The organism is Brevibacillus brevis (assembly GCF_022026395.1).
Lineage (GTDB): Bacteria > Bacillota > Bacilli > Brevibacillales > Brevibacillaceae > Brevibacillus.
Genome location: NZ_CP041767.1, coordinates 4,634,332 through 4,658,994 on the forward strand (window position 1 = coordinate 4,634,332; position 24,663 = coordinate 4,658,994).

General features: G+C 44.3%; 22 protein-coding genes and 1 pseudogene. 7 read left to right on the plus strand and 16 right to left on the minus strand.

The genetic code is table 11. The features are described from left to right. Positions 1–9: 9 nt before the first annotated feature. From FO446_RS21975 to FO446_RS21995, 5 genes are all read right to left on the minus strand, one after another. Positions 10–1,086: a putative 2-aminoethylphosphonate ABC transporter substrate-binding protein gene (locus tag FO446_RS21975; RefSeq protein WP_173611991.1), complete on the minus strand. Its 1,077-nt coding sequence runs from the start codon at positions 1,084–1,086 to the stop codon at positions 10–12. Positions 1,087–1,314: 228 nt separating this feature from the next. Next, a complete protein-coding gene (locus FO446_RS21980; RefSeq protein WP_237899049.1) occupies positions 1,315–2,007 on the minus strand; it encodes an aspartate/glutamate racemase family protein in 693 nt (230 codons plus the stop codon). A 48-nt stretch (positions 2,008–2,055) separates the two neighbouring features. Continuing rightward, complete coding sequence (locus FO446_RS21985) at positions 2,056–2,901, minus strand: sugar nucleotide-binding protein (protein ID WP_237899051.1); 846 nt, start codon at positions 2,899–2,901, stop codon at positions 2,056–2,058. Positions 2,902–3,028: 127 nt separating this feature from the next. After that, complete coding sequence (locus FO446_RS21990; RefSeq protein ID WP_173611993.1) at positions 3,029–4,060, minus strand: Cfr family 23S rRNA (adenine(2503)-C(8))-methyltransferase; 1,032 nt, start codon at positions 4,058–4,060, stop codon at positions 3,029–3,031. 517 nt (positions 4,061–4,577) lie between these two features. Continuing rightward, complete coding sequence (locus tag FO446_RS21995) at positions 4,578–6,029, minus strand: YcdB/YcdC domain-containing protein (protein WP_237899052.1); 1,452 nt, start codon at positions 6,027–6,029, stop codon at positions 4,578–4,580. 455 nt (positions 6,030–6,484) lie between these two features. Between FO446_RS21995 and FO446_RS28955 the strand changes: the two are divergent. The 5 genes and pseudogenes from FO446_RS28955 to FO446_RS22015 form a co-directional block, all read left to right on the plus strand. After that, a pseudogene (locus FO446_RS28955) lies at positions 6,485–6,631 on the plus strand (helix-turn-helix domain-containing protein); the annotation flags it as partial. A gap of 135 nt (positions 6,632–6,766) precedes the next feature. Next, a complete protein-coding gene (locus FO446_RS22000) occupies positions 6,767–7,711 on the plus strand; it encodes a tetratricopeptide repeat protein (protein WP_269137341.1) in 945 nt (314 codons plus the stop codon). A 16-nt stretch (positions 7,712–7,727) separates the two neighbouring features. Then, complete coding sequence (locus FO446_RS22005) at positions 7,728–7,907, plus strand: hypothetical protein (RefSeq protein ID WP_221869200.1); 180 nt, start codon at positions 7,728–7,730, stop codon at positions 7,905–7,907. Positions 7,908–8,365: 458 nt separating this feature from the next. Next, a complete protein-coding gene (locus FO446_RS22010; RefSeq protein ID WP_173611996.1) occupies positions 8,366–8,878 on the plus strand; it encodes a hypothetical protein in 513 nt (170 codons plus the stop codon). Between the two features lie 19 nt (positions 8,879–8,897). Next, positions 8,898–9,503, plus strand: a complete 606-nt coding sequence (locus FO446_RS22015) for a SurA N-terminal domain-containing protein (protein WP_173611997.1) — start codon at positions 8,898–8,900, stop codon at positions 9,501–9,503. 18 nt (positions 9,504–9,521) lie between these two features. On the opposite strand, the gene FO446_RS22020 is transcribed toward FO446_RS22015, so the two are convergent. The 3 genes from FO446_RS22020 to FO446_RS22030 all read right to left on the minus strand — a co-directional run bounded on the left by FO446_RS22020 (position 9,522) and on the right by FO446_RS22030 (position 12,901). Further along, a complete protein-coding gene (locus FO446_RS22020) occupies positions 9,522–9,701 on the minus strand; it encodes a DUF3951 domain-containing protein (RefSeq protein ID WP_173611998.1) in 180 nt (59 codons plus the stop codon). A gap of 689 nt (positions 9,702–10,390) precedes the next feature. After that, positions 10,391–11,377, minus strand: coding sequence for a phosphotransferase (locus tag FO446_RS22025; protein ID WP_237899057.1), 987 nt, complete (start codon positions 11,375–11,377; stop codon positions 10,391–10,393). 75 nt (positions 11,378–11,452) lie between these two features. Continuing rightward, a complete protein-coding gene (locus FO446_RS22030; protein ID WP_237899061.1) occupies positions 11,453–12,901 on the minus strand; it encodes an IS110 family transposase in 1,449 nt (482 codons plus the stop codon). A gap of 859 nt (positions 12,902–13,760) precedes the next feature. On the opposite strand from FO446_RS22030, the gene FO446_RS22035 reads away from it, so the two are divergent. Beyond that, entirely contained in the window at positions 13,761–14,108 is a 348-nt protein-coding gene (locus FO446_RS22035) for a hypothetical protein (RefSeq protein WP_173612000.1), read from the plus strand. A gap of 229 nt (positions 14,109–14,337) precedes the next feature. On the opposite strand, the gene FO446_RS22040 is transcribed toward FO446_RS22035, so the two are convergent. From FO446_RS22040 to FO446_RS22075, 8 genes are all read right to left on the minus strand, one after another. After that, the gene (locus tag FO446_RS22040; protein WP_173612001.1) at positions 14,338–14,787 is read right to left on the minus strand and encodes a hypothetical protein; all 450 of its coding nucleotides are present in this window, start codon (positions 14,785–14,787) and stop codon (positions 14,338–14,340) included. 371 nt (positions 14,788–15,158) lie between these two features. Continuing rightward, complete coding sequence (locus tag FO446_RS22045) at positions 15,159–15,611, minus strand: nucleoside deaminase (protein WP_173612002.1); 453 nt, start codon at positions 15,609–15,611, stop codon at positions 15,159–15,161. A gap of 27 nt (positions 15,612–15,638) precedes the next feature. Further along, positions 15,639–16,589, minus strand: coding sequence for a carbamate kinase (gene arcC, locus FO446_RS22050; protein WP_173612003.1), 951 nt, complete (start codon positions 16,587–16,589; stop codon positions 15,639–15,641). An 18-nt stretch (positions 16,590–16,607) separates the two neighbouring features. Next, entirely contained in the window at positions 16,608–18,089 is a 1,482-nt protein-coding gene (locus FO446_RS22055) for a cytosine permease (protein WP_237901083.1), read from the minus strand. A 78-nt stretch (positions 18,090–18,167) separates the two neighbouring features. Then, on the minus strand, positions 18,168–19,595 hold the full coding sequence (locus FO446_RS22060; protein WP_173612004.1) for a YlbE family protein: 1,428 nt from the start codon (positions 19,593–19,595) through the stop codon (positions 18,168–18,170). Between the two features lie 2 nt (positions 19,596–19,597). Next, entirely contained in the window at positions 19,598–21,142 is a 1,545-nt protein-coding gene (fdrA, locus tag FO446_RS22065) for an acyl-CoA synthetase FdrA (RefSeq protein WP_173612005.1), read from the minus strand. Next, positions 21,124–22,038, minus strand: coding sequence for an oxamate carbamoyltransferase subunit AllH family protein (locus tag FO446_RS22070; RefSeq protein WP_237899062.1), 915 nt, complete (start codon positions 22,036–22,038; stop codon positions 21,124–21,126). The genes fdrA and FO446_RS22070 overlap by 19 nt, the downstream gene beginning before the upstream one ends. Positions 22,039–22,046: 8 nt before the next feature. Continuing rightward, positions 22,047–22,655, minus strand: a complete 609-nt coding sequence (locus FO446_RS22075) for an ankyrin repeat domain-containing protein (RefSeq protein WP_237899063.1) — start codon at positions 22,653–22,655, stop codon at positions 22,047–22,049. A 214-nt stretch (positions 22,656–22,869) separates the two neighbouring features. Here FO446_RS22075 and FO446_RS22080 point away from each other — a divergent pair, with 214 nt between their 5' ends. Then, the gene (locus FO446_RS22080; RefSeq protein WP_173612007.1) at positions 22,870–24,564 is read left to right on the plus strand and encodes a PucR family transcriptional regulator; all 1,695 of its coding nucleotides are present in this window, start codon (positions 22,870–22,872) and stop codon (positions 24,562–24,564) included. Positions 24,565–24,663 lie beyond the last annotated feature (99 nt).

The following is a 24,663-nucleotide window of genomic DNA, read 5'->3' on the forward strand; positions in this document are numbered from 1 at the left end:
CCTCACTGCTTACTTGGGTTCACTCTTGGTCGCGTATCGTTTTTCCCACTCCGCCAAGACGTTGTCACGATTTTGTGCGGCTTGATTCAGGTCGAGCTTGATTAATTGCTTGATCGGATCTACTGCGTAGCCTTCCGGGAGCGTCGCGCCTTCTTGCTTGACACTGACGATGGCGAAGTTCTGGTTGTAGGCTTTCATGACTTCATCCGAGATAGCCCAGTCCAAGAACAGCTTGGATTCTGGCTTGATCTGACTCTTTTTGATCAAGGCATTCGCCTCTACATCCCAACCCGAGCCTTCTGTTGGAAAGACGACTTCCACGGGCGCGCCTTTTTTCTTCTCAGTAATCGAACGGTAGCCAAAGGAAATGCCGATTGGATATTCGCCAGATGCGGCCATTTTCGCTGGCTTCGAGCCGGAATGCGTGTAGATCGCCATGTTTTCATGCAGCTTGTCGAGGTACGCCCAGCCTTCTTTCTCCCCTTTTAATTGCATGATTCCGTTGACGGTGAGAAGCCCGGTTCCAGAAGACGCTGGATTCGGCATCACGATCAGCCCTTTGTACTCCGGTTTGATCAGGTCTTCGTATGAGCGCGGGATGGGCAAATTGCGTTTTTCCAGCTCCTTGGTATTGACCGCGATTGCAGTCTCCCACGCATCGATTCCTACCCAGCTTGCAGGTTCCTTGGAATCCTTGAACTCCGGGGATACCTTCTCGATTCCTTTCGGTGAATAGCCTTCGAGCATGCCTTGCTGTTCGAGTACAAGCAGGCTTGTTGCTGCCGTTCCCCATACGACGTCTGCTTGTGGATTGTCTTTTTCCGCCAGCAGCTTTGCTGTGATGATCCCTGTGGAATCGCGGACGATATTGACCTTTACATCTGGATATTTCGCTTTGAAGGATTCCAAATACGTTTTGATCTGGTCATCCTCCAACGCTGTATAAACGGTAATCTCTCCGGAGGCGTTTGTACTTTCCTTTGTGGAAGTTTGTGTGTTTGGTTGTGACCCTGGTGCTTGTCCACATCCTGCTAAAAACGCAATTGATAGAACGGATGCAAGTAAAGGATAATGCCACTTCTTCATGAGAACCTCTCCTCTTTGCGGAATGTTCATTTCTTGGTTCCTACGACACCAATCTTACGGGGGAAATATTAAGCGAATATGAACGCAACGTAAATTGATTGTTTTTATGTGCGTTTAGTTGTGTTTTATTGGTTTTATAAACATGTACGTTTGCACAAAACAAAAGACTGAGTCATCCATTCCAATAGCAAATGGGATGAACTCAATCTTTTGTTTTTAGCGTATCAACTACTGCAAAGCAGCCTCTACAGCCGCCTCTGCATGAATCGCAGTCGTATCAAATACCGGGACCGTGCAATCCTGCGCTGTGATCAATAGGCCGATTTCCGTGCAACCGAGGATGACTGCCTCAGCGCCTTCCTTGACCAATCGCTCAATAATTGCCTGGTAGGTACGTTTGGATTCTTCGCGAATGATCCCGACACACAGCTCATTGTAAATAATCTCATGGACGAGTTTTCGTTCTTGTTCATCCGGCAGCAATACCTCTAATCCATGAACATCACGCAGACGCCCTGTATAGAAATCCTGCTCCATCGTAAACCGCGTCGCAAGCAGTGCCACTCGTTTATGTCCGTGGCTCGCGATCGCTTGCGCTGTCGCATCCGCGATATGAAGAAAAGGCAGGCTAGTCGCTTCTTCGATGGCATACGCCAACTTGTGCATCGTATTTGTGCAGAGAACAATCAGGTCGGCTCCTGCCGCTTCCAGACTTTTCGCCGCAAGCCCCATCCGCTCGCCTGCCTCTTCCCATCGTCCTTCTCGTTGCATTTCTTCGATCTCGGCAAAATCAACAGAATACATAATGCTTTTTGCCGAATGCAAACCGCCCAGCCGCTCCTTGACGGTTTCATTGATCAAACGATAGTAGACCAAGGAGGACTCCCAACTCATGCCGCCAATTAATCCGATTGTTTTCATTGTTCTCTACTCTCCTTTGTCGTTATCGTTTTCATGCGCGTTTTCCCATCACGCCTGACGAAAACGGGTTTGTAGTAGTTCATGCGCCTTTTTCGTACACAACGAAGTGTCCAACGGAATCCCTCGTTCCAGCGCCTCCACTTCTGTTAACAAGGCTTCTTTTACACCATCAGCATTCAGCCCTAATGTCAGAGCCATCTTTTTGTAAAAAGAATAATAACTCTCTTTCTTTGCTGGACCGAGATGAAGAGTTCCAAGATAGGAGCTTTGCAGCAATTCGTGGATGGCCTTTCCCACATCTTCCACATGGACAAACGTCTTGTGCAAATTACCTGACCGGCTTACTTCTCTGCCAGCTTCCAGCTCTGCATACATCGAAGCTACGCGTTTATCCCATTGCCCAACCGCATTGCGACCATAGATCGGGCCCACTCGCACGATGACATGATTGGGATGCCGCTCACGAATGCGTGCTTCCCCTCGTATTTTGGCATTCGAATAAGCAGCTAACTGATTTCTCTCTTCTAATGGCTCGGGATGATCTTGTTCCCGATAAGAGCCTGTTCCTCTTCCGAAAATACCGTCTGTGGAGATGAAGATGAATTTGCTCTTTTCCGGCAACTGAGAAAACAGAACATCCAAGCCTCTTTCTATTAGCTCTCGTTCATCTGTTGCACTCATCAACGCCCAAATAACAACATGTGGTGCAAGCTCTTGCAGTATCGCTGAAAAAGAAGGGGTGTCAGTCACATCGACCCGAAGCAATTGATGGACAGCTTGTGCAGCAAAGCATGTACCCATCAGATCAATGGCATTATCCCGCAAAAGCTCCTGATAGATTTGACTTCCCAAGTAGCCGCTAGCCCCGAGCAACAATACGCGGCGTTTCTTCACGGCATGTCCCCCTCTATCACTTACCATCTCGATTATAATCTAATATACCACTATCTCCCATATATAGGGACGCATAAATAACAGACCCGCTGCGTCCCGCGTAATAAATTTTAATTTCCTACATCGATTATTCAGACCGGTATAGCTGGCCGCATGCCGCGTTAATGTCCGAACCAAATTGAGTTCGGACCGTGACGCTTATCCCCTTTGACTTCAGGACACGAACAAATGCTTTAATCCCAGAAGGATCAGATTGCCGATAGCTGTCTGGCGTAACTTCGGTCGAATTGAATGGAATCAGGTTAACGTGGTAGAGATGTTCCCAAGATCCCCTTCCCCGTAGCAACTCGGCAACTGCTTCCGCATGCGCCGTCGAGTCGTTTACTCCACGAAGAAGAATATACGCAATATATACCTTTCTCCCTGTTTCCCGGATGTGACGATCCAATGCCATCAGTACGTCGCGGACTGGGAATCGGTCGTTGATCGGCATCAGCTCGCTTCGCTGATCGTCAAACGGCGAATGCAGCGAGAAGGTTAGATTGACCTGGGGAAACTCCCGCGTCAGCTTGTCAATCCCCGGCAACAGGCCGATCGTGGAAATCGTAATTCGTCGATGTCCTAAACCGAAGAGAGAAGGATCGGTCAATATCGCCATCGCATCAAAAATATGCGGGTTTGCTAGCGCCTCCCCCATGCCCATAAATGAGATGCTGTCCAAAGAGTGGCCGTTCAAGCGAAAATACAGCAATTGGTCGGTAATCTCATCTGCGGTCAAATTTCGTTTCAGACCAATGGTACCGGTTGCACAAAACTTGCACCTGAATCCGCAACCGCACTGTGTGGAAATACAATACGATTTCCACCCCCGCTCATAAGTAAGTCGTACGGCCTCGACCTGTTCGTCGCCGGGAATCGCAAACAGCACCTTGCTAACCTGTTTCGACGTGAGTTCCTTTACCGGAGCGATATTGCAAACGTTCGGTCCAAGTACCCGGTTCAACTCGTCGCGCAAAAATTTGGGTAGTATGGTCATCCGTTCGTATTCGCCGATGTTTTGCCTGAAAATGGCGTCCATAATCTGAGCATACCGATACTCGGGCTGCTTGCATTCAGACAATATTCGCCGAATCGTTTCATATTTAGAGGTTAGTTTCATGTCTTCTCCTTACTGCCGGAGAAACCATATAAAGCAACCGTCAATTGGCGCTATAACACGTTATTCATCTATATAGAAAAAGCGCATACGTTTGCAGACAGATGACTACGTGCATCTGTCGATAAATTGGTAAATCTCCGGCAACCGATTAGTTTTTTTGTGAACCGCTTCACACAGTAAGAACCGGTTCACATAATCATCTACAACCTCAATCTCCATCGCTTTCATCCTCCTAGAAATGGCTTATCTCTGTCAGAATAAAAAAAGAGCTACAAGAAAGTTACCTTTCTTGCAGCTCAAAAAATACGGCACATCCAACCCGTTGCAGGGTATAAACAGGATATATTTTCTGAGTGAAAAGAATAAGGTAACGATCTTGCCAATAAAGAATAAGACAAATGCTGCTTTATTCTTTAAAAAAGTGGCAAGAATGATTACATTATCCTCTTCAACTCCTATCGTTAATTGTCAGAACGATTTTAACATACCAGTTTCTGCATGACAACATCCGTGAGTCCTACTCTTCGACCTTACCTGTCAGGGCATTGATATTGTTACCATCAATGGAATAGGCCAGAACCGGTTTGGCCAATCTCTTTCCATTAAGAAATGGGTAGATATATAGCAGTTCAGTGGGTTTCTCTAACAAGGCCTTGGCTGCTGCATCTATCGAGACAGCCTTCCTCTTATCCGGGAGCTTGGCGGGCTTTTGGTCGAGCTTTTGATAGTAGTCGGTGATTTTCCCCGTGACTCCATTCACACCAATACCAATGCTTCGTCCGTATATCAGCGGAAGTCCCTGAACAGATGGCACAAACTCTACTACATACTCATGTGGATTCTGCGTATCAGGATTCACCATGTAGTAGAACTCCTTTTCTTCTTGTTTGAGATATGGTTGCAGGAACTGAACAGCTTTCTCAAGAGCCTGCTTTTCCGACAATGTTGGCTTCCCTTTTTGGGGTTCGGCGTTCGAATTGCTTATAAAACCGATCACAACGCCATCCTTCGTAAACAAAACCTCATTTTCATCAGGGGAAACATAGACTCTTTCCTTCTCGTCTCTGACGCCGTTGAAGGTACTTCCCTTCAACCTGATACCAAACTCGCTTTCATAAATCCGGGTTGCCTCCTGCTCATTCTTCACCTTTACTACCTTTCCACCAGGTGTGAGGGAGATTGGTTTCCACCTCCAGGTTATGTATTGCTGATTAGGGATCAACTCAGCTCCGGTTACTGCGTCCAAATAATGGGAGCCTACAGTGTTGTAGACGAGATCGGTTTTATTTTCATCAAGGATGTACATGAGTTGCAGTTGAGGTGGGATAAAGCGACTGAGCTGATCTTTCTTCATCGCTTGGGCTGGGGGGAGGAAATCAGCTGGATCGATGCTTGTCAGCGCGTTTTCTCCTGCCGAAACGTTGGTTACCTCTCCCGCACTGTTTACTGACAACCGAAACTCATCGCCAACTACCTCGATGCCATTTACATAGCGGCTATAGATGACATCCCCTGCAGGAGCCCGCGTTACCTTGTACAGGCTACGCATTTCACCGATCCACCCCTCCATGAAGGTATCGGCGCTCTTATAGGCCAGCTTGTCATCAGGATTTTCAAGATCCTTGTCATCCCAATAAAACGTAAGCAGTTTCCCTGTTTCTGCATGGATATTGGCTATGGCAAAGAATTCATTATTTTTTTCATAACGGATCTCGTATACAGGCTGGTCTTTCGTTTCCAAGGTTATATGTCTTGATGTGTCATCGAGAGCTGGGAAGAGCATTTGCAGCTTTTGCTCCGTTCGTTTTGCCTTTTCGCTAAGCTGATTTTCCTGAAGGTGAGCTGCAGCTTGGTGGTTCCCTGTCTGATTTGCCGTGACTGTGCCCGTGACTGGTGACAGGAGCAGTGTGGCTGTTAGGAGTGCGCTCCTTGCCAGTACAGGATAACGCCTTTTAGAGGTCGAGGTCATACGTGTATCCTCCATCTTTTCTTGACGTTGAAGCTCACACAATAAGACGTGACTAGGAAAAAATTGTCACCTCATCTTACGTGAGACAAACCTACGCACCTTTAATAGAGAAGAAATCATGGCGTAAGATACAGGGAAAATAACAAAGAGAAAAAGGGCCCTTATAAGGCTCTCAGGCTGTCGAGAAACCCCCATCCTAAATTTCGCGTACCTTCTCGAATCGCTCCTAACGCGTTTTACGAGGGTGGGGACTTTCTCTACACTATAAAACTCTACTTTGTAGTGATTCATTCCAAATAAATTCATTTTTCGCATTTTTATATATCGATATTTCTCGAAAAAATTTTTCCTTTTTATAAAATTTAGTGTAAAAATGTAAAATAGAGTTATAATTCACCATAAATGGATAAAAGCAGGAAGGTGTTCCGGTTGATTGGTGATTTGTAAAGGAATACAGGGGTCGTGCAAATTTGACTTTAACCGAATTATCGGAGAAGACTAATCTCTCTCATGCTACCATCAGTAAGATCGAAAATAACTGCGTTCAGAGGCCAAATCCACGCCATCTCCTTACACTAGCTGAGGTTCTGGGGATACCCTTCGACCAAATAATAGGCGGTTGTATTAACTATGTAAGAAACCCTGAAATGCTGAACTTCTTGCTGGATAAGGCTATCACTCATAAGCATCATAGATTAATTCAGAAAATATCCGAAAAAATATTAGAGTGTACCAGAATGGATACATTTCAGACGTTAGACGGCCTTTACCAATATGCGGGTCTAGTGAAAGATGTAAAAATTCAAGTGTTGCTTTACGATGCGATTTTGAAATACGCTCGTGAGCATGGAACTCCTGTTTATCTTGCCCGCGCGCTTTTCCAAAAATATTTGATTAAGCGTAAAGACTTAGCTCGACGGGAACAGTCCTACAACGAAGGAAAAGAGCTATTGCACTACTTGCTTTACCTCCATGAAAATGATCAGGTAATTGCTCTCTACCGGCTGGGATTACAAGCGTTTAGTTTGAAACTTTACAGTGAATGTATTGAATTTTGTCGAAAGGGATTGTCCAAAAACCAGGAAGTGAGTGAGTTACAAGCGTCAGCAACTTTGGCAACTTGCAATTCCTATTTATTTTTAGAAGATTTCATACTTGCTAGCGTCTATCTAAAGGAATATGAAAAATTCAATTATACATATGTACAAGAAAATGCCGAGTATCTACGGGCCATTATTTATTCCAAAACCGAAGACTATAGAAAGGCAATTCCATTATTAGAGAAGTGCTTGGAACGATCAAAAACAAATGCACGAATCCCCATTGCAAACGACTTACTGAACATTTTTCTTAAAATGGAGGATGCTAACGCGGCACGAAATATTTTTCATCAAGAGGTCGCTATTTTACCCGCTAAGATCGAAACACCATATATGTTCGATCAAGTAGGACTTTACTACAGCTTAAAAGGGAAATTCTTGATCGAGCAAGGCATGTTTGATGCGGGAATAGAGTGTTTACAGAAGAGTATTCAATATTACGGTGAAATCGGTGCTTATAGCGAGATTATCGAAAATACATCACTAATTATTCGTTCTCATGTAGTTCACGGAAAAATGTTGAATTTAGAGGTGTTACAGGAGCTTGACAGCCTATATAATGTAATTATTAGAAAAAAATGAGAGATCTGGTGATTACATGAAAAAGAAGGCATCTTTCCTGCTTGTAGCATTATCAATGACGCTTGGTTCTCTTCTAGCAATTGATGTTCCGTATAAAAACAGCAATAATGATTCACTTTTAGCAGTTGATGTTCCTTATGGAATTAGCAAGGAAAAGTCTAACTCTCCCCAAAGAGTTCCAGACCCTGGTTATTAAAGTGTGCGGCCTATCTATACTTGTTGGTCCGGTGAGGTACGCTAGCCTCACCGTTTTTTATTGTGGTCCGCTAATATCGTTACGTACATATCCGTCATTCGTGATAACTCCGCTAACGTTAAATCAGCTCGTTCTCTATGTTTTTTTAACTCACTTCCAAATGATTTTGTTTCTACTACAAAACGATAAAATCCCTTTATTTCCCTTTTATGGATATGATAGCATGCTGATTTAGTGGTCTTGATTATTTATCTTTTTTCTTGATTGAGATATTTTTCGAAAAAAAGGAAATAAGTTATTTTTTGGAAATGTTGTTATAACTAGGTTTAATCAGAACTGCTATGGTTACTGATGTTTTAAAATTTCGAAAAGAATGGAGGCTTTTGTCAACTTCCTTTACGAGAAGTGATGGAGACTGGATTTTGTAAAACTATGAAAAAGATAGGAGGATTCTTTTAATGCTAAAGAAATCAATCTTGGGATTGAGTATCTGCTCATTAATTGGAATGTCTGGAGCGACAGTTGTTTTGGCAGACACACTAAAGGACACAGATACAAACCGTCAGTCTGTTTTATACTCTGGCCAGTACCCATACCATACGGAGACTTATATTCGATATTCAGAAGATTACGAGGACACTGGATCAAAATTGAGATTCGATAACCGAAAGATCTATATGCACATGGAAGATGGCGAGGATCTCCCTTTTGGAGAATTTAAGACCTTCAACACGACCGTGTACTATGGTGACGGTAAGGAACGTGGAGAAGTATCCAATCGCGATTGGGATCGCGATGATGATGATATCATGATTCCTAGCGGAGTTACGTATAAAGCTCTTAGAAATGATTCAACCAAGTATTTGAATCTGTCATATGATAATAAAAAGGTTGAACATACAGCCACGTTCTTGCTGAAAAATTGCTACCCAAATTCACTGACTCTAAAGGCCAAGGAAAGACTGGATTAATACAAAGGAGGCTTAGACTATGAAGAAGTTAGTCGGCTTGGGGTTAATGACCATTGCAATTTTGTCTAGTGCAATAGTAGGCTTCGCCAGTGAAGACAATTCCTTTTACAAATTTGGGCAAAGCAACTCGGCCTATGATAAAGAAGTTCAAAAGTCACCCGGTTTAGCAAATGATGAAGTCATTAACGCTAAAGAGGTTCATGCTTTACAGATGTTTTATGAGCACATCGAGAACAAAGATAGTCAAGCTGCCAGAAAAGAAGCCATTAAGCAGGTTGTAGAGGATACCATTTTATTACAGGAAGCAGAGAAACGAAATTTGACTGTCTCAGAGGATGAAGCTAGGGAATTTGCTAAAAAGCAACGAGAGGAATTAGACAAAAGCTCAAATGCCGAAGAAATCCAAAAGGCAATTGATGGTCTGATTCAAGGTCTGGGAATCTCTGAAGAGGAGTATTGGACTGACTATGTCGTTAAAGGATACATGAAGCAAAACACGATCAGTAAGCTCCGTAGTGAGGTTTTAGAAGGTATTGAGGATCAGGCTAAGAGAAACGAAACTTGGGAAGAATTTGTAAAAACATTAACAAAGTCATCTTCAATCGATCTAAAATCGATTGAATAAATGAAAGTGGAAACCCGTCTAGTTTTCCTTATTTGTTTCACGGGTTTCATCTGAGCGTACTTTTCCAGACATTACATCATCGTAAGGGGTATAGTTAGGCGGCTTTGGAAGTCTTTTCTCCTTGATTGATCGGAAAACAATTCGGGCAATCAGGGCAACAAAAGTAAATATAATCAGAACTACAATCACTTGTGTCATGGTACAATCCACCACCTATGAGTTTTTAGTCTTCACGACACGCGCAAAGTTTCTCTCAGCCGATTGCTTATGCAATCGGCTTTTTGTATACAGTAACGCAGCCAGCCAGTGAGTGGCAACCCCCCATCTCTGTCTGTCAAAACATTATGCAATTTCTGGTGTATTGTATGACACTGGGTACATAGGGTGGTGAGCAAGTTAAACATTTCTATAAGAAATGTTCTTATATACCGCGTGCGCCAAGTTTCACTGGGCTTTTTTGCACTCACTTGGCGGAGATCTCCAAGATCATGGTTGCAGAGGGTCCCGTCGAGCTCCGCGCGCCGGCGGCGCATCGATCCGGAATGACAACCAGAGCAGCCCCCCAGATGACTACCTTGATCAGTATAGTTAGCTAATCAGTCTTAATCAGTTTATTACATTATTTTTCAGTCTAAGACTTTATTTTCTAGTCTATTATGTAGTGTAGTGCTTTAGGGGTTACGGACAACTAATTTCCACGTTGAATAAATCCAAAAACTTAATAATATGCGGTCATTATTGACTAATTAAAGACTTGTAGGGTATTTGATAATAAATAAACACAACAGATTATTAATGCTAACTGTTGTGTTTATTGAACCATTTACCCGGCTAATCTGCTAAAAACGGCAAAAAGTGGGTTCGTTTTTCATGATCACTTTCTTTAGCTAGATATTCCCTAAAAGTGTGGACATATTTTTATGATTGTTAGCTAGCCAAATCATTTCCTTTGCAAAACGAGCCGGAGGTACACTATGCTGGTCCATGTTAGAATTAATCCACCATGGGCTTTCCATATACCACAACAACTGCAATGAATTTGTTAAGTAACCATCCATCACGGTGCGTTCCTCACTGTATCCCTCAATAAACGCTGAAGCCAGGGAAACGTCAAAATAATCATCTAAGGCACATGACATAACTGCCCGTGCAACATCAAGTTGAGGATAATCATATTTCAGTCGATCAAAATCTAGTATTGCAGTTAATCGATTATTATCAAATAAAATATTATCGACCCAAAGGTCACGATGTGCCCACCCAGTAGAAAGTATTTCGAGGTTTTCAATATTTATTTCTTCAGTTGCTTTAAGTTGTGTCTCTATATCATCAAGCAATTCGATCTTCCCAGCTTCCTTCGCCTTTTTCAAAACTGATTTCCAATGTGCTAAACGCTCTTCACGGCTAGGAGGAACAAACTGGGGAGTATCTTTAGAACCAAGTGTCCCGTCGTTTAACAATCGATGCATTTTTCCTGTTGCCCGACCTAGATTGTATACTTGATGTGCATTAGCTTTACCTGGCGAGATTAGTTTGCCCTGGCAATATTCCATGACAATAAAGAGTTCTCCTTCATCTGATTCAAGCAGTATACTTTCATCGTGTGATAAAAGATTAGGACATTCAAGGCCTTGGTTATTTAATTTAACCTGTTGAGAGAATGCAAACTTTAGATCCTCAGGATTATACAGCTTAAATCGTTCTTTATTGTATTGTTTAAGTAAGAATTGCCCTGATTTAGTCGTGACTCTCCATTTCAGGTTTAACCAACCACGTTTTATTGGACTGGATTCAATTACTTCCAATCCGAAAAAATGATGTGAAGCTCTAATTAAGTCTTCCAATATCAATTCCTCTGTCAATATTGACTCCATTTGACCACCCCTAATTACAGTTTAAATGTTTACATTTCTCTTTTTTAATACTGAATATCAAAATAACGTTTGGCTTTAAATTTCTATTTTCTCAGCCATTTCAGCTGCATTGTTTTCAAATTCATCAACATTATCGGGCAATTTAATTACGTTAACCATGTTATGCTCCCAGGAAACCCCTAACTGTTTAGCATGAACAAATGGATCGTACGAGGAGTTGTTTTTTAAACAAGAATACATAACTTGAGCTATCTTCCCACATACATGTCCAATTGCTTTACGCTTGCTCATTCCTCTACCATTTACAAGTCGATCGTAATACTGTTTAAATAAATTTGGCTTAGTATTCGGCGAAATTAAAACTAAGACCATTAAGAACAGTATGCGTCTGGTATCTCGTACTCCTTCATACGTCTGCCTTGTTTTAGCAACAGAAGTTCCTGACGTTTTGTTTTCAGCAGCTACTCCAAGGTACTTTTTGAATTCCAAGTAGTTCGAAAATCTGTCTACATCACCTATTGCACCAATTAGGGTACATGCCATTACATCACTCATAATTGGGAATGATTTTAAAATTGTTGTGTAAGGGTGAGGTTCGATACCTTTGCTTTCATCACCGTGTAATAAGACTGAGATCTGACGATCTATACTATCAATGGCTTCCTCAATGCGTAATGCTTCTTGAATAAGCCATGTTTGTCTCTCAATTAAATGTGGAACTTCAACTGCTAACGTATGTGGTAAATACTCAGAGAGCGTCACTGAGGCCTTTGTAGCTATTGTCTTGGCTCCCACTGCAATTAGAGCTTTCCTTAGCTCCTCTTGGGTAACCTGAGACATTTCCTTGGCAGTTGGGTATTGTAGTACAAATTTCATTACAGTTGTAGAGCCGGGCCTCTTAAAAGCTCTTTTCAGTTCCGGATTTGTAACAGAAAAGAGTTGCTGTACCTGATTTTTTCGCCTCGTCAGCTGTGTTGAAAGGAGCCATCTATCCCTTGTAAGAGTTCGAAAAAGAATCTGAGTAGGGGTAGCAGGTTTTACGAGCCGTACACCTTTCATATCTGGATGTAGCGTTTTATGCCAACCCATATAGGCCATAATTCTAGCATCGATTTCGTCTGATTTTTCATTAAGGCCCAGTTGGCGTTCACGGAAATCCTTAACGGATTTATTCTCAACTTGAAACAAGTGATAACCTTCATCTAGAAGGACCTTCATAACCAAGTAAGAATAATGACCGCCTGTAGGCTCAAGTAAAATAAAAAAGTCCGAAGGAGTTAATCCAAACGTTTCCCGGATTTTTCTTAGTTCACTAAGAAAATCAATAATCCCTTTACTATCTGAATGGAACTTCATTGTTTTTTGTCGCTTCCATTCCTTTTCGTTACGAAACTTCCCAAAAGGAATGCAAGCCGCAACATGAAAGTCAGCACCAATATCTAAGCCTACATAAAATTCGTACCATTTGTTTGATTCAAATCTCTGTCTTGAATGTTTCTCCTCAGCAATTAATTGGTTATCCATAAATCCTCCATAGGTAGCAGTAAAAGCACTATCAATCCAAGTTTTCTTTAGAGCTCCAAAGGGCCCAATGTAGCATGTCAGGATTAACGATAGTGCAGCGTACCCACATTGTACAAAGAGGTCATTAATGCCCCAAATATTTCAAGAGGTTACTGCAATAGTCTTCTATAAGGTTCTTTCGATATGTTGGATAAATTATCCTTCTATAAGGTTCTTTAATTTTGAAAAATAAAAAAACTTGCACCTTGGCAAGTTCTCAATACGAAGATATTGTGCAGTGCCGTTAAAGCTGGAGTGCCCCAATTCTATAATAGAAGTCCAAGGAATAAGCTGGCTTCATGCCCATAACAGTTGGCTTCCCTTAAGTTCCTGCAAATAGACAATGAGGAACCAGTTTTCCGCAAACTATATTCAGAAGTACCTAAGCGGTCTTCACGTTATAGACAGGGGTAAAACTGGCTCATGGTTATTTAACCACAGTAAGTCCACTCACTCAACAAAAAATGAATATCCAGCTACGAAATAAAGCTCATACGTATTCAGCATGTAGTCTTTAGCTTTTAGACTTAAGAACTAAGAAAACTAAGAAAACTATATTTTCACAGAACACCTTTACTCATCTCCACTGTAATCTTCACTAGGCCCAATCCCCTTATTCTTTCGTTTGTTCAATTTGATCCTACCAAGACTAAAATTGTTAGGCATTAACAAACGCGATTCCACTTGACATGCCTATTTCCAGTTTTTTCTGCTATAGTAATAGTTTAGAGCCACTTACTAAGCGGTTACATTAGTACGTCGTAAAGTAAGGGAATACAAGTATCATATCCATTTGATCGTTATCGCGGGAGGTTTAAAATTGAAAAAAGTAAGTATAACCGCCATAATATTGGGCATCGGAGTTATTTTTTGGGGGCTCAGGCTTCAACCTGAAGAGGAGCAACAGGTGACCAATAATTCTCAACTAGTTTCAGTCCAACAAGACAAAACTAATTCTCCTGTTCAACAACAGGAGACTTCTACGAAGGACTTTTCTCGTATAGTAAAAGGTGCGGTTTTCACATATGAGGCAAATAGTGACCAGGCACTCGATTTATTGCTAAATGGGAATATGACGACAGAGGAAAAGAAAGAAAAGTACGATGCAATCAAGGCTGATGTAGTAGATGCAAGAAATACCGTTATTAATACTGGTAGTCACTCCTAACGGAGTGAAAATCACCAAGCTATCCCTGTGTGTCCCACAGTTTAGTTGACTACGGTACCCCGAAAGTACATCTACAGAAGCCCAAAATTTAGCTTTTCACCTAGCAAAATAAAAATAGCCCCTTTTCAGAGGCCACTTTGTAGTCTAACACGGTTGACGTTCTAATGAATTGCGTACCTGTTATGGCCCTACCGAGCTAATGGAAGCCATTTTCACAGTAATTAGACTTTTACTCAGCATATGCATTGCCTGAAACTGGAACTGATGAATCAGGATTTCTTAGTACAAATTTGTAGTAGCCTTCCTTTACAGTACCAAATGATACAGTATGGTTCTGGTTTTTGTAAGTCCCCTCAACTTCTTGCGACCCTACTGTTTCATTATTAGCATCTACAAGTACATAATTTAAAACTGGCTTATTTATCCAATCACTAGCTTCTGACCATTGAACAACAGTAAGTTTTAGTTCTTTCTTTGATGGTACTTTAAACCATTTGTTAGTATCAAACTCTCGGTTTACATCCTCGAATTGAAAGGCCACAAGAGCTTGTGCTGCAAATTCATTTTGCCCACTCGAAGTTCCAGTTTGATTAATCGTACTTGCAGAAGCATCATACGCTACTGTAGAAAGTGTAGTGCATAAAATCAGGGTTGCTACAACAGATTTCAAGAATTTCATACCTAAGTAACCTCCTAATTTTAATGGTTTACATAAGTAAAATATTACCATTAATACAAATTATTTGCAAATTACTATCATTGGAATCTTTACCAATTCGTCATGTTCTTGAACACGCAAAAAAACCCCTATCCAAAATAGATAGAGGTTCAGAGTGTAGAGAAAGTCCCCTTCCGAAAAAAGGATACTTTTAGCTTGATTTTAGAGGGTACAAATATGCCTCCTCACCCTCGTAAAACGAGTTAGGAGCGATTCTAGAAGGTCAAATTCTTTCTGCCAATCCGCGAAATTTAGGATGGGGGTTTCTCTACAGTCTGAGGCCCTTTTAAGGCCCTTACATCCGTGTTTCTTATCTGCTATTCAGTTACTTTCTATGCTTGGTTCAGCTTGTGATAGTACGTAAACAACTGATCGCAATCCTCACGCTTCTCCACCTTGATCATGTTCAAAACGCTCTTATCCTTACCGGAAAAATAGTCGCGAAGATGCTTATCCGAAAAACCGTTCTCATGCGCATCCTCCGCAGTTGAGCAGTAATGAACAACCTTGATCCCGGACCAAATGATAGCGCCCACGCACATCGGGCAAGGCTCGCATGTCGCATAAATTTCGCAGCCTGTCAGGTCCATCGTGCCCAGCGTCTTGCACGCTTCGCGAATGGCTACCATCTCTGCGTGCTGGGACGGGTCCATATCTGCCATCATGCGATTACTGCATACGGCGATGATTTCGTTCCCTTTCACGACAGCCGCTCCAAAAGGTCCGCCGAGCTTGTTGTTCATGCCTTCCAGCGTTTTTTCCACTGCCAGCTTCATGTAATCCATAGACTTGCTTCCTCCCTCAAGAGGCCTTTATTTTACGATGTGTGTCCCTGCTTTGTTCGTAATCGCATCCTTTAAGCTCTCCGGGTTCGTAATGATCACGCTTGACCCGTTTTTCTCCAAAAAGCTCAGGCTTGCCTCGATTTTTGGCAGCATGCTGCCTTTTGCGAAATGCTCTTCACGAACGTATTGCTTCGTTTCCTCTACCGTGATGCGCTCCAGCGCCTTTTGATCCGGCTTGCCGAAGTTAATGCATACCTGCGGAACACCTGTCGTAATGATCAGTGTCTGTGCATCGATTTGCTCAGCCAGCAAGCTGGTGGCAAAATCCTTGTCGATGACAGCATCAATCCCATCGTACGTATTTTCGCCCGATTTCACAACCGGAATACCGCCTCCGCCAACAGCGACTACCACATATCCCGCTTCGATCAACGATTTAATTGCGTCTTTTTCCACGATGTCGATTGGCTTTGGAGAAGGAACCACTCTTCTGTAGCCGCGACCAGAATCCTCGATAAATACCCAGTCCGGATGCTCTTTGCGCATCTCTTCCGCCTGCTCCAGCGTGAAGAAGGAGCCGACTGGCTTCGTTGGATTTTGGAAGTTCGGATCATCCTTGCTGACCTCTACCTGTGTGATGACGCTCGCAACCTTTTTGTTGATTCCTCTTTTGGCGAATTCGTTGGTGAGTGCCTGCTGGATTTGGTAGCCGATTCCGCCCTGTGTATCCGCCACGCAATTGACCAGCGGGATCGTAGGCATCCCGGACACTTCATTGGCGATTTCGCATCGTTGCAAAGCAAATCCAACCTGCGGTCCGTTGCCATGAGTAACGACTACGTTGTACCCTTCTTGCACCATATCTGCTATATTTGCTGCGGTTTCACATACGGCTTCATACTGGTCTTGAATCGTGTTTCGACCATTATCCTTAACCAATGAGTTGCCGCCGATTGCAACAATAACGAGTTTTTCCACTGGGCACTTCTCCCTTTGTTAAGATACTTTTGCAGTTGTTTCACTCTGCGTGATCGTGCTTGGTTTATTCCATTTATAGCACAGCGCGTATAAAACGCCGGATATGATCGACCCGCTAAGGAATGCTGACTTGCTGATGTTTGCCAATAGTGGCACATTTGGCAAGAAAGAGCCGGATAACGTAATCAAGAAGCTGACGATCAATACGCCGCATGCCACCATATTAAAGCCGTTCTTGAATTCTCCATTTTCACCCGGTTTTACGTAGATCGCAGATAAATCCAGCTTTCTCTTTCTTTCAATGAAGAAACTGACCAGCATGATCCCCGTAATTGGACCGTACATGGAGCCGATAAAGCTATAGAACATATACAGTGCAGCCGTACCATTTACCAGCTTCCAAGGTAAAATGACAGTCCCCAATACAGCTGTCAAGATAGCCGCTGATTTCACTGTAAACATTTTCGGAAGAAGCGCTGTCATTTGCAGTCCAGATGGAAGCAAATTCCCAAACACAACATAGCTCGTCGAACCTATATTCAGTGCCAGCAACAAAATAATGACGGCAACCGGATTCCCAATTTGATCAATGGCAACGACTACATTAAAGTCTTTGATGCCAAACGCGATTTGCGTCCCAACCAACAATCCTACACACGTAATTCCAAACAAGATGTAGGATGCAATCATTCCAAGCGGCAGACCAATCATCGGAGCTTTCGGGTGTTTTGCCCTTTGCGTAAGGTCTGCGATATTGACAATCGGGCCACCCCAGTTCGATACCAAAGCACTTACACACGCGATAAATACAAGCCAATTCTCCATCGGTTTGGCAGGAGCATAAGCAAAGATTGGACCAAATCCGCCAGCAACGCTGATCGCCCAAATTGCTGCACCTACGATGAAAATATAGATGATCGGTGAAGACCATTTACTAAACAGACTGAGAATTTTCATTCCACCTAAAAACAATCCAACAGTAATGACCCAGAGGATCACATAAGACAGCATGGTTGGGAAATCTAATCCGAGAAAATCAAAGCCTGGAACCATACTCTTATAGCCAGGGAATATTTTCTCAAAAATGACATTAAAGGATTGGGCGCCAATAATTGTTTTTGTCCCAAAAAACACAACACCAGCGATAAGCCCGCGACATATAGCAGGAATGACCGAGCCTTTTACCCCAAAGGAGCTGCGCAACAGCATCGAATAGCCAATCCCGTACTTCGTTCCCGCATAGCCATTCAACACATAGCCAGCCGAAACAATCAAGGCAGCAATCATGACTGCCCACAAGACTTGCGGAACGGATAATCCGAGGACAAAGAATCCGGCTACCGTCATGTACGACATGAGATTGTGCACAGCGCCCATCCATACGGTCACGTAGTTAAAGGTGCCCCAATCTCGATTTTCGGAAGTCTTTGGCAAAATATCGTCCGCGTATCCATAGGACTTGAATTCTTCATATGATTCCTTTACGTTTGCCTGTCCCATGTTCATTCACCTTCCTCTTTCAACTCAGCTTTCGCAACCTTCTTTTGCTGCGAAAGCTGAGTCACCTAGGATGAAAAGCTATTGGCTAATCGTTTCCGTCACTGCGAGCAATGCCTTTTCAAAAGCTTCCATCGGCGGATACGTAATACCCGCACCGATCATACCGATGCCTGCATCTTTATGCGCAATGGCGGTGTTGATAATCGGCAGAATGCCTGTCTGGATCACCTGGCGAATATCGATTCCTGTCGGTACTCCGCTAAAGTCCAAGAGCGGAATCGTGACGTTTGGATTTTCGGCTGTGGTGATTTCTTTCATCGTGGTGGAGAAGCCGATCGCTTCTTCAACCGTTCCGCCTACGAGCGCAACAATCGCTGGAGCTGCCGCCATCGCGAAGCCACCGATCCCATATGTTTCGGTGATCGCACTGTCCCCGATATCCAAGCCGGAATCCTCTGGCTTGTAGCCTGCAAACATCGGACCAATTACCTTTTGTGCTGGTCCAGTAAACCATGTGTTGCCAGCCATGCCGCTTACACGAATACCGAACTCTACCCCATTGCGCGCCATTGTGGTGACAATCGTGCTGTTTTCGATTCCATGTGCTGCATCCAGCGCGCATTTGCACATCGCCATCCATGTCGGGCCAGAGAAGTAATCGCTGCTCGCTACGAATTCGAATACTTCGCGCTTTTGCTCTTTTGTGAAATCTGTCTCCAAAATGTACGGAGTCAGCGCTTGAATCAACAAGCTCGTACCTGCGTTGTTGCGGTTGTGGCATTCATCACCCATGTGCAGTGCTTGCGCCAGCATGAGACGCAGATCGATTTCACCTGCAATTTTCATCGCATCACGCAGCATTGGTCCCAATACATCGCGCATCCAGTTCAGACGAGCGATGACACTTTCATCGTTGGCACCCATGCGCAAAATTTTAGCCATTTGCTCACTCAGGTTGGTGTAAGCGATGTTGCCATACGTCTTGTTTTTCACCACATGCATGAACATTGAAGCGGATGTCACACCTGCCATGGAGCCTACGCAGTTGTGTTCGTGGCATGGAGAGAACGTGATTGCGCCGGAAGCAGCTACCTGTTCAGCTTCCTCGATGTCTTTTGCCAAGCCCTCGAATACGATTGCTCCGGTTACGGCACCTTTCATTGCTCCGCACATTTTGTCCCAAGTAATAGGCGGACCTGCGTGCAGAATCGTGGTTTTCGTCATGCCTGGTACCACATTGATCGCTTGGTCGAAGCCAACAAGCATTGGCTGGGAGTTGATGATTCGCTCTACCGCCAGCTTGTTTGCCGCCGCGATTTTCTCCGCAACAGCTGCATTTTCCAGTCTGTCGAGAGCTTTAATCAGCTCAGGCTTTCCGCCGCCTGGTGGCTTCCAATCCAGATGAGACGCATTCGCATTTTGCTTGATGATATCGTCTTTGAAAAACTCGATCCCTACGTTGATCGCATGAATTTTCCCGTTAAACAGCTCGTTGATTTTGCTCATGATTATTCCCCTTTCGCAACAAATTCTCTAGCCAGAAGACCTGCGTTCGTGCTGCTGCTCGCAATCGTTACACCCGCATCCATCAGCTTTTTCACTTGCTCATCGAAGTTCGGAGTATCGAGGTCAGTACCCAACACATAGCCCAGGATTTCCAGATGTCTGCCTTCCTTGGCAGCCTGCGCTTTTGCTTCAATGATCGCTGGCAGCATCACGCCGACAGGATCTTCGTGGGAACCGAAGCCCAAGATGAAGTCCATCAGAATGACGCCGACGGAAGGATCTTTCGCTTCTTCCAAAAATCTCGCGATGCGCGTGGAAGGATCGATCATTGGATGCGGCTTGCCATTTGTAAAGTCGTCATCACCCATGTCGAGGAAAGTATGAGCCTTGCTCTCATGGATGTTTTTCAGCTTGTAGTCCGCTTTCTTTTGGATGTTGCTGTATACGTCTTCATACTTGTCCATTGCGAGGTACATGGCTTCGTCGCACAGTGTACCGCCGCAGAACAGCCCCCGAATGTATTTTTGTTCAGGTGACAGCTTTGCCCGGACTTCTTCAATCAGCGGCCAGTTTAGAGCGCGCTTGTTGAGCTCGTCTTCGTTGGCACCAGCCAGCACAACTGCTTTGATGGCAGCCTCCTTGCTCGTCTTGGCAAAATGTCCGCCTGCTTCCAGAACTGCGGTTTCTTCTCCACCAATGAAGTACACAACGACAGGCTTTTTGCAGCTTTTCACTTGGGCCAACACTTTTTCTTGAACACTTGGTGCTGGCGGTTTGGAAATGAGCACGATGACCTTTGTCGCCTCATCCTCTTCAAGTGCTTTGATTCCGTCGAGCATCATGATGCCGCCGACTTGCTCGGAGAGGTCGCGACCGCCTGTTCCGATCAGCTGCGTGATACCGCCGCCGAAGTCGTGAATACGCACGCTCACCTCTTGGCTTCCTGTACCAGATGCACCTACGATCCCGATGTTGCCTTTTCTCACAGCGTTTCCGAAGCACAGTGCCACATTGCCGATAATCGCCGTACCGCAGTCAGGTCCCATCATCAAGAGGCCTTTTTCATGCGCAAATTGCTTGAGGGCGATCTCTTCCTCGATACTCACGTTGTCGCTGAACAGCATGACGTGCAGATCGTTTTCCAGTGCTTTTCTTGCTTCTCTCGCCGCAAATGCGCCGTTTACCGAGATGACAGCGAGGTTTGCCTCTGGAATACTGGCTGCCGCAGAATCAATCGTGGAATATTTGATCTCTGTTGCGGATTTGCTACCGCCTTTTTTCTTGAACAGTTCTTCGATGGCGATGAGAGCACTCTCGCACAGCTCGTCAGTCGCTGCCTTCACCACGATCATCAAGTCGCTCGTTTTCGCTGCTTCCAGCTCAGGTGTGAGCAAACCAACGTTTTTCAATACTTCTTTGTTCATGTCGGTGCCCATTGCGATAACCGCTTGTTCGACACCTTCAATTTGATTCGCTTTTGTAGATAGAGACATCAGGGATACCGAGTCAAAATACGTGCTTTGCTTGATTACGACTTTGGTAGACATACATTACCTCCAGCTTCAAGATTTCGTTCCAAACCACATAGGATGCCAAGTAGGATATCCGTACCCGACGACGAGCCGATCCCGATGATTTTGTCTAAAACAGGGACAAGCTCTTCCGTGGAGCCAGACACCATACATGAAAGTAAGTCATTTAACGACTCTCTTACTTGTCCATGTGCTGCTTTTTTCAGCGTGATCGCACTGATTTCGTTCGTTAATGCCTGGGACGAACGGACGATTTCATCGAAAAATGGGCATGACAAACAAGAGGAAATGTTCTGCATTTTGTATACACTGCACAATCCCACTAAAAAATCGTCACCCGATGGCGTTAAGCCCGGCCCCAGCCCGATTAGACTGATCGCATGCTGAGTGGCTGACTCTATGCGTTTGTTTGCCAGATCGTCGGAAAGCATGCCTGCACGCTGGATCAGCATACGGGACATCTCTTTCTCAAACGGATTGGCAGGTTGGGAGGACATTTTCATGCCCCCCGTCTTGCCGTATACGTCCACGTAGTTCTTCGTGAACGCCACATTTCTGCGCAATATGTCTACGCCTTCTATGTCACAAGGATAGGAAGGAAGCTCTCCTTCCCACTTTGTTGCTTGCTGAGTCCATATTCGTATATTCGCTCCCATAACGAGCGAGCTATCTTCTTTTGTAATGACCGGAGCGTTAACGGACAGCCCCAGCTCTGAAAAGCCCTTTACATTAATGATGAGCGTGTTCGGTGCATTGTCTAGCTGATGGTTGCCAATGGTGTACAATTCCCCGTTTTCGCTGCATTTCAGATTGATCGTGCGCTCAAAAATACTGTGTACGGTCCCGCTAAAGTTTGCTCGTGCCAAACGCTCAAGGAAACCAGCATCGCCCGACAACGCCTGGATGTACATGGGACGCTTTACTTTGCTCCTGCTTCCAGCAAGATTTTCTCGATCTCGGTGTAGCCTTTTCTTCTCGCAAGCTCAAGCGGTGTTACGCCGTATTTATCTACCATGTGCACATTGCAGCCATGCTCAATCAACAGTTTGATGATCGTTTGTTGCTTTTCACCGCCATCGCCTAAAATGATCGCTTCGATGAGTGGCGTCCAACCTACAAAGTTCGTATGGTTTACGTTGATGTCCGTCGTCGTTACGAGCTCACGTACGATGTCCACATGACCTTTTTCGCACGCTGGTGTAATCCCTACGCCACCAAAACGAGTCAACAGCTCCAGATTTGCTCCTGCCTTGATCATCATTTTGACGAGCTCCAGCTTGCCGTTGATGCAACCGAACAAGAACGGGTTGAAGCATGTCTCATCCTGCAAATCTACATCTGCACCCGCTTCTACCAAAAACGATACCGCTTCCAATTTGTCGTTCATGGCAGCAGTCAAAATCGCTGTACGCTTTTGTCTGTTTCTTGCGTTAATATCTACGCCCTGCTCCAGATGCTTTTTCAGTGCCTCGATATTCCCCTCAGCCGCTGCCTCGAGAAATGCTTGTACTACGCTTTTGTCTGTCATAGTAAGCCCTCCATGATCTCGTGATGGAACAACCTGCCAAGATTGGCTGAGTGCTTGCTTTTTAAAAAAGAATTAGACAAGCCCCCGTACTTACATCATTATTTTAGACAGGGTGAATGGAATCGTCATTGTGTATGGAAACTAAAAAAATCGAGGTTCACTTGTGCACATTGCACAATTACAGGAATCCCTTTGTGGCAAAGGAGTGAACAGGGTGCTGACCATCAAAGATTTGCTTACCATTCAATCCATAGACGGCATCAAAATCATCGCGGGAGAGCAAGGCATCAATAACGTCATCTCCATCGTCAATATCATGGAGAACCCGGATGCTTTTGACTGGCTGTCTTCCAATGAATTACTGCTCTCCACCGGATATATTTTCAAGGACAATCCCGAGCTGCAAAATAAAATCATCAAGGAACTGGCGGAGATCAACTGCTCCGGGCTCTGCATCAAGATGCACCGCTATTTCGATCAAATCCCGCAAAACATGATTGATCATGCCAACAAATATGGACTGCCGCTCTTGGCCCTGCCTTTTGAATACACGCTGTCGAAAGTGATTGCCATTATTAATGAGAAAGCCTCCGGGCGCTATGATTTGTTGAACCGCAAAACATTGGACATGCATAATGCCCTGTTTCGCATTGCGCTGGAAGGTGGCGGACTGGATCGCATCGCCTCCGAGCTGTCTGAGACGATCAACAACCCCATCCTTATTCTGGATCAGGACTGGCATCTGCTTCATTACACGGAAATCTGGCACAATCCGATTCCGCTTGACTCCTGCCTGACCTTGATCAAAAACAGACCTGTTTTTACCCGTGACTTCACGGAATCCGTCCCGAAAAATATTAGCCAAATCAAAAAGTCTATCAAGCGTATCTACCAGGCGAAGGATTATGAGGTTAAATGCAGGATTTTACCCGTTGCCGTTGCCAATCACATCTACGGATACATCGTCGTCTGGCAAACTGTGTGGGAGCTGACTGAATTTGACTACATCGTGCTGGAACAGGCATCCACCATCGTGGCGCTGGAGCGGATCAAGGCGAGGGAAATCGAGGAAGTGAAGCTAAAGATCAGACAAGACTTTTTCGATGACTTGCTCACAGGTAAAATCACTTCGGCTGACTCACTGCAAACCTTATGTGATTTGCACGGACTGCAATCGAGCTACATGTATTTTTGTACGGTTATTAATATTGAGCCAGTTGAGTTGGAAAATTTGGAGGATATAATCGATCGCAAGTACGAGCTGGACCGGATCGCAAAAAAATGCGTGGATCTTGTGTATGATTACGCGAGCAAAGCACCGGGAGAGGTGACCTGCTTTTATCGAAACAATCGAATCATCATTCTCATCGGACAAAATGAACATCGTCCTGTGGTGTCTGCAAGTGAAGCCAAGCAATTCGCCAATGAGCTGTACAGCGCTCTCGTGGATAAAATCAAGAAAACCTTGTTCTTTATTGGGGTCGGACGTCAGTATAAAAACATCGCTTCGCTGCATAAGAGCTTTACCGAAGCACATGAAGCGATCCGCCTGATGCAAAAGTTCAACAGCAAGGGCGACGTCTCTCATTTTGATGATTACTCCGTCTATCATTTCCTGGGTTCCAACATTAAGGACATCGAACTGGAAGACTTCTTTTTGAAGCGTCTCGGGAAACTGTACGAGCATGATCAAGAGTTAGGCACCAGCCTTATGGTGACCTTGGACAATTACTTTCTGTACAATCAAAACGTCAGTGAAGCGGCGAAAGCGATGTTCATTCACCGCAATACGTTTATTTACCGGATCGAGAAGATCAAGGAGATTTTGAACATGGATTTGAAAAACTCGGAGGAGTTGCTCCAAATCCAGCTGGCGCTCAAGATCGGCAAGCTTTTGCATAAGGAGTAAAAGATTGAAAGAGCTTGGTCATCGGGCTGTAGTGGTCGGGAGGAAGGTGCTTGGATTGCTCGTTTTGAACTACTCATCAGAGTAGGGGGCTTGACGAAG

Excerpts from the sequence above, each read along its gene's own strand:
- FO446_RS22030 (WP_237899061.1), bottom strand. The coding sequence starts at position 12,901 with ATGGATAACCAATTAATTGCTGAGGAGAAACATTCAAGACAGAGATTT.
- FO446_RS22055 (WP_237901083.1), bottom strand. The coding sequence starts at position 18,089 with ATGGGACAGGCAAACGTAAAGGAATCATATGAAGAATTCAAGTCCTAT.
- FO446_RS22010 (WP_173611996.1), top strand. The coding sequence starts at position 8,366 with ATGCTAAAGAAATCAATCTTGGGATTGAGTATCTGCTCATTAATTGGA.
- FO446_RS22060 (WP_173612004.1), bottom strand. The coding sequence starts at position 19,595 with ATGAGCAAAATCAACGAGCTGTTTAACGGGAAAATTCATGCGATCAAC.
- FO446_RS22025 (WP_237899057.1), bottom strand. The coding sequence starts at position 11,377 with ATGGAGTCAATATTGACAGAGGAATTGATATTGGAAGACTTAATTAGA.
- FO446_RS22040 (WP_173612001.1), bottom strand. The coding sequence starts at position 14,787 with ATGAAATTCTTGAAATCTGTTGTAGCAACCCTGATTTTATGCACTACA.
- FO446_RS21990 (WP_173611993.1), bottom strand. The coding sequence starts at position 4,060 with ATGAAACTAACCTCTAAATATGAAACGATTCGGCGAATATTGTCTGAA.
- FO446_RS22020 (WP_173611998.1), bottom strand. The coding sequence starts at position 9,701 with ATGACACAAGTGATTGTAGTTCTGATTATATTTACTTTTGTTGCCCTG.
- fdrA (WP_173612005.1), bottom strand. The coding sequence starts at position 21,142 with ATGTCTACCAAAGTCGTAATCAAGCAAAGCACGTATTTTGACTCGGTA.
- FO446_RS22075 (WP_237899063.1), bottom strand. The coding sequence starts at position 22,655 with ATGACAGACAAAAGCGTAGTACAAGCATTTCTCGAGGCAGCGGCTGAG.
- FO446_RS22000 (WP_269137341.1), top strand. The coding sequence starts at position 6,767 with ATGGATACATTTCAGACGTTAGACGGCCTTTACCAATATGCGGGTCTA.
- FO446_RS22015 (WP_173611997.1), top strand. The coding sequence starts at position 8,898 with ATGAAGAAGTTAGTCGGCTTGGGGTTAATGACCATTGCAATTTTGTCT.
- FO446_RS21995 (WP_237899052.1), bottom strand. The coding sequence starts at position 6,029 with ATGACCTCGACCTCTAAAAGGCGTTATCCTGTACTGGCAAGGAGCGCA.
- FO446_RS21980 (WP_237899049.1), bottom strand. The coding sequence starts at position 2,007 with ATGAAAACAATCGGATTAATTGGCGGCATGAGTTGGGAGTCCTCCTTG.
- FO446_RS21975 (WP_173611991.1), bottom strand. The coding sequence starts at position 1,086 with ATGAAGAAGTGGCATTATCCTTTACTTGCATCCGTTCTATCAATTGCG.
- FO446_RS22045 (WP_173612002.1), bottom strand. The coding sequence starts at position 15,611 with ATGGATTACATGAAGCTGGCAGTGGAAAAAACGCTGGAAGGCATGAAC.
- FO446_RS22070 (WP_237899062.1), bottom strand. The coding sequence starts at position 22,038 with ATGTACATCCAGGCGTTGTCGGGCGATGCTGGTTTCCTTGAGCGTTTG.
- FO446_RS22005 (WP_221869200.1), top strand. The coding sequence starts at position 7,728 with ATGAAAAAGAAGGCATCTTTCCTGCTTGTAGCATTATCAATGACGCTT.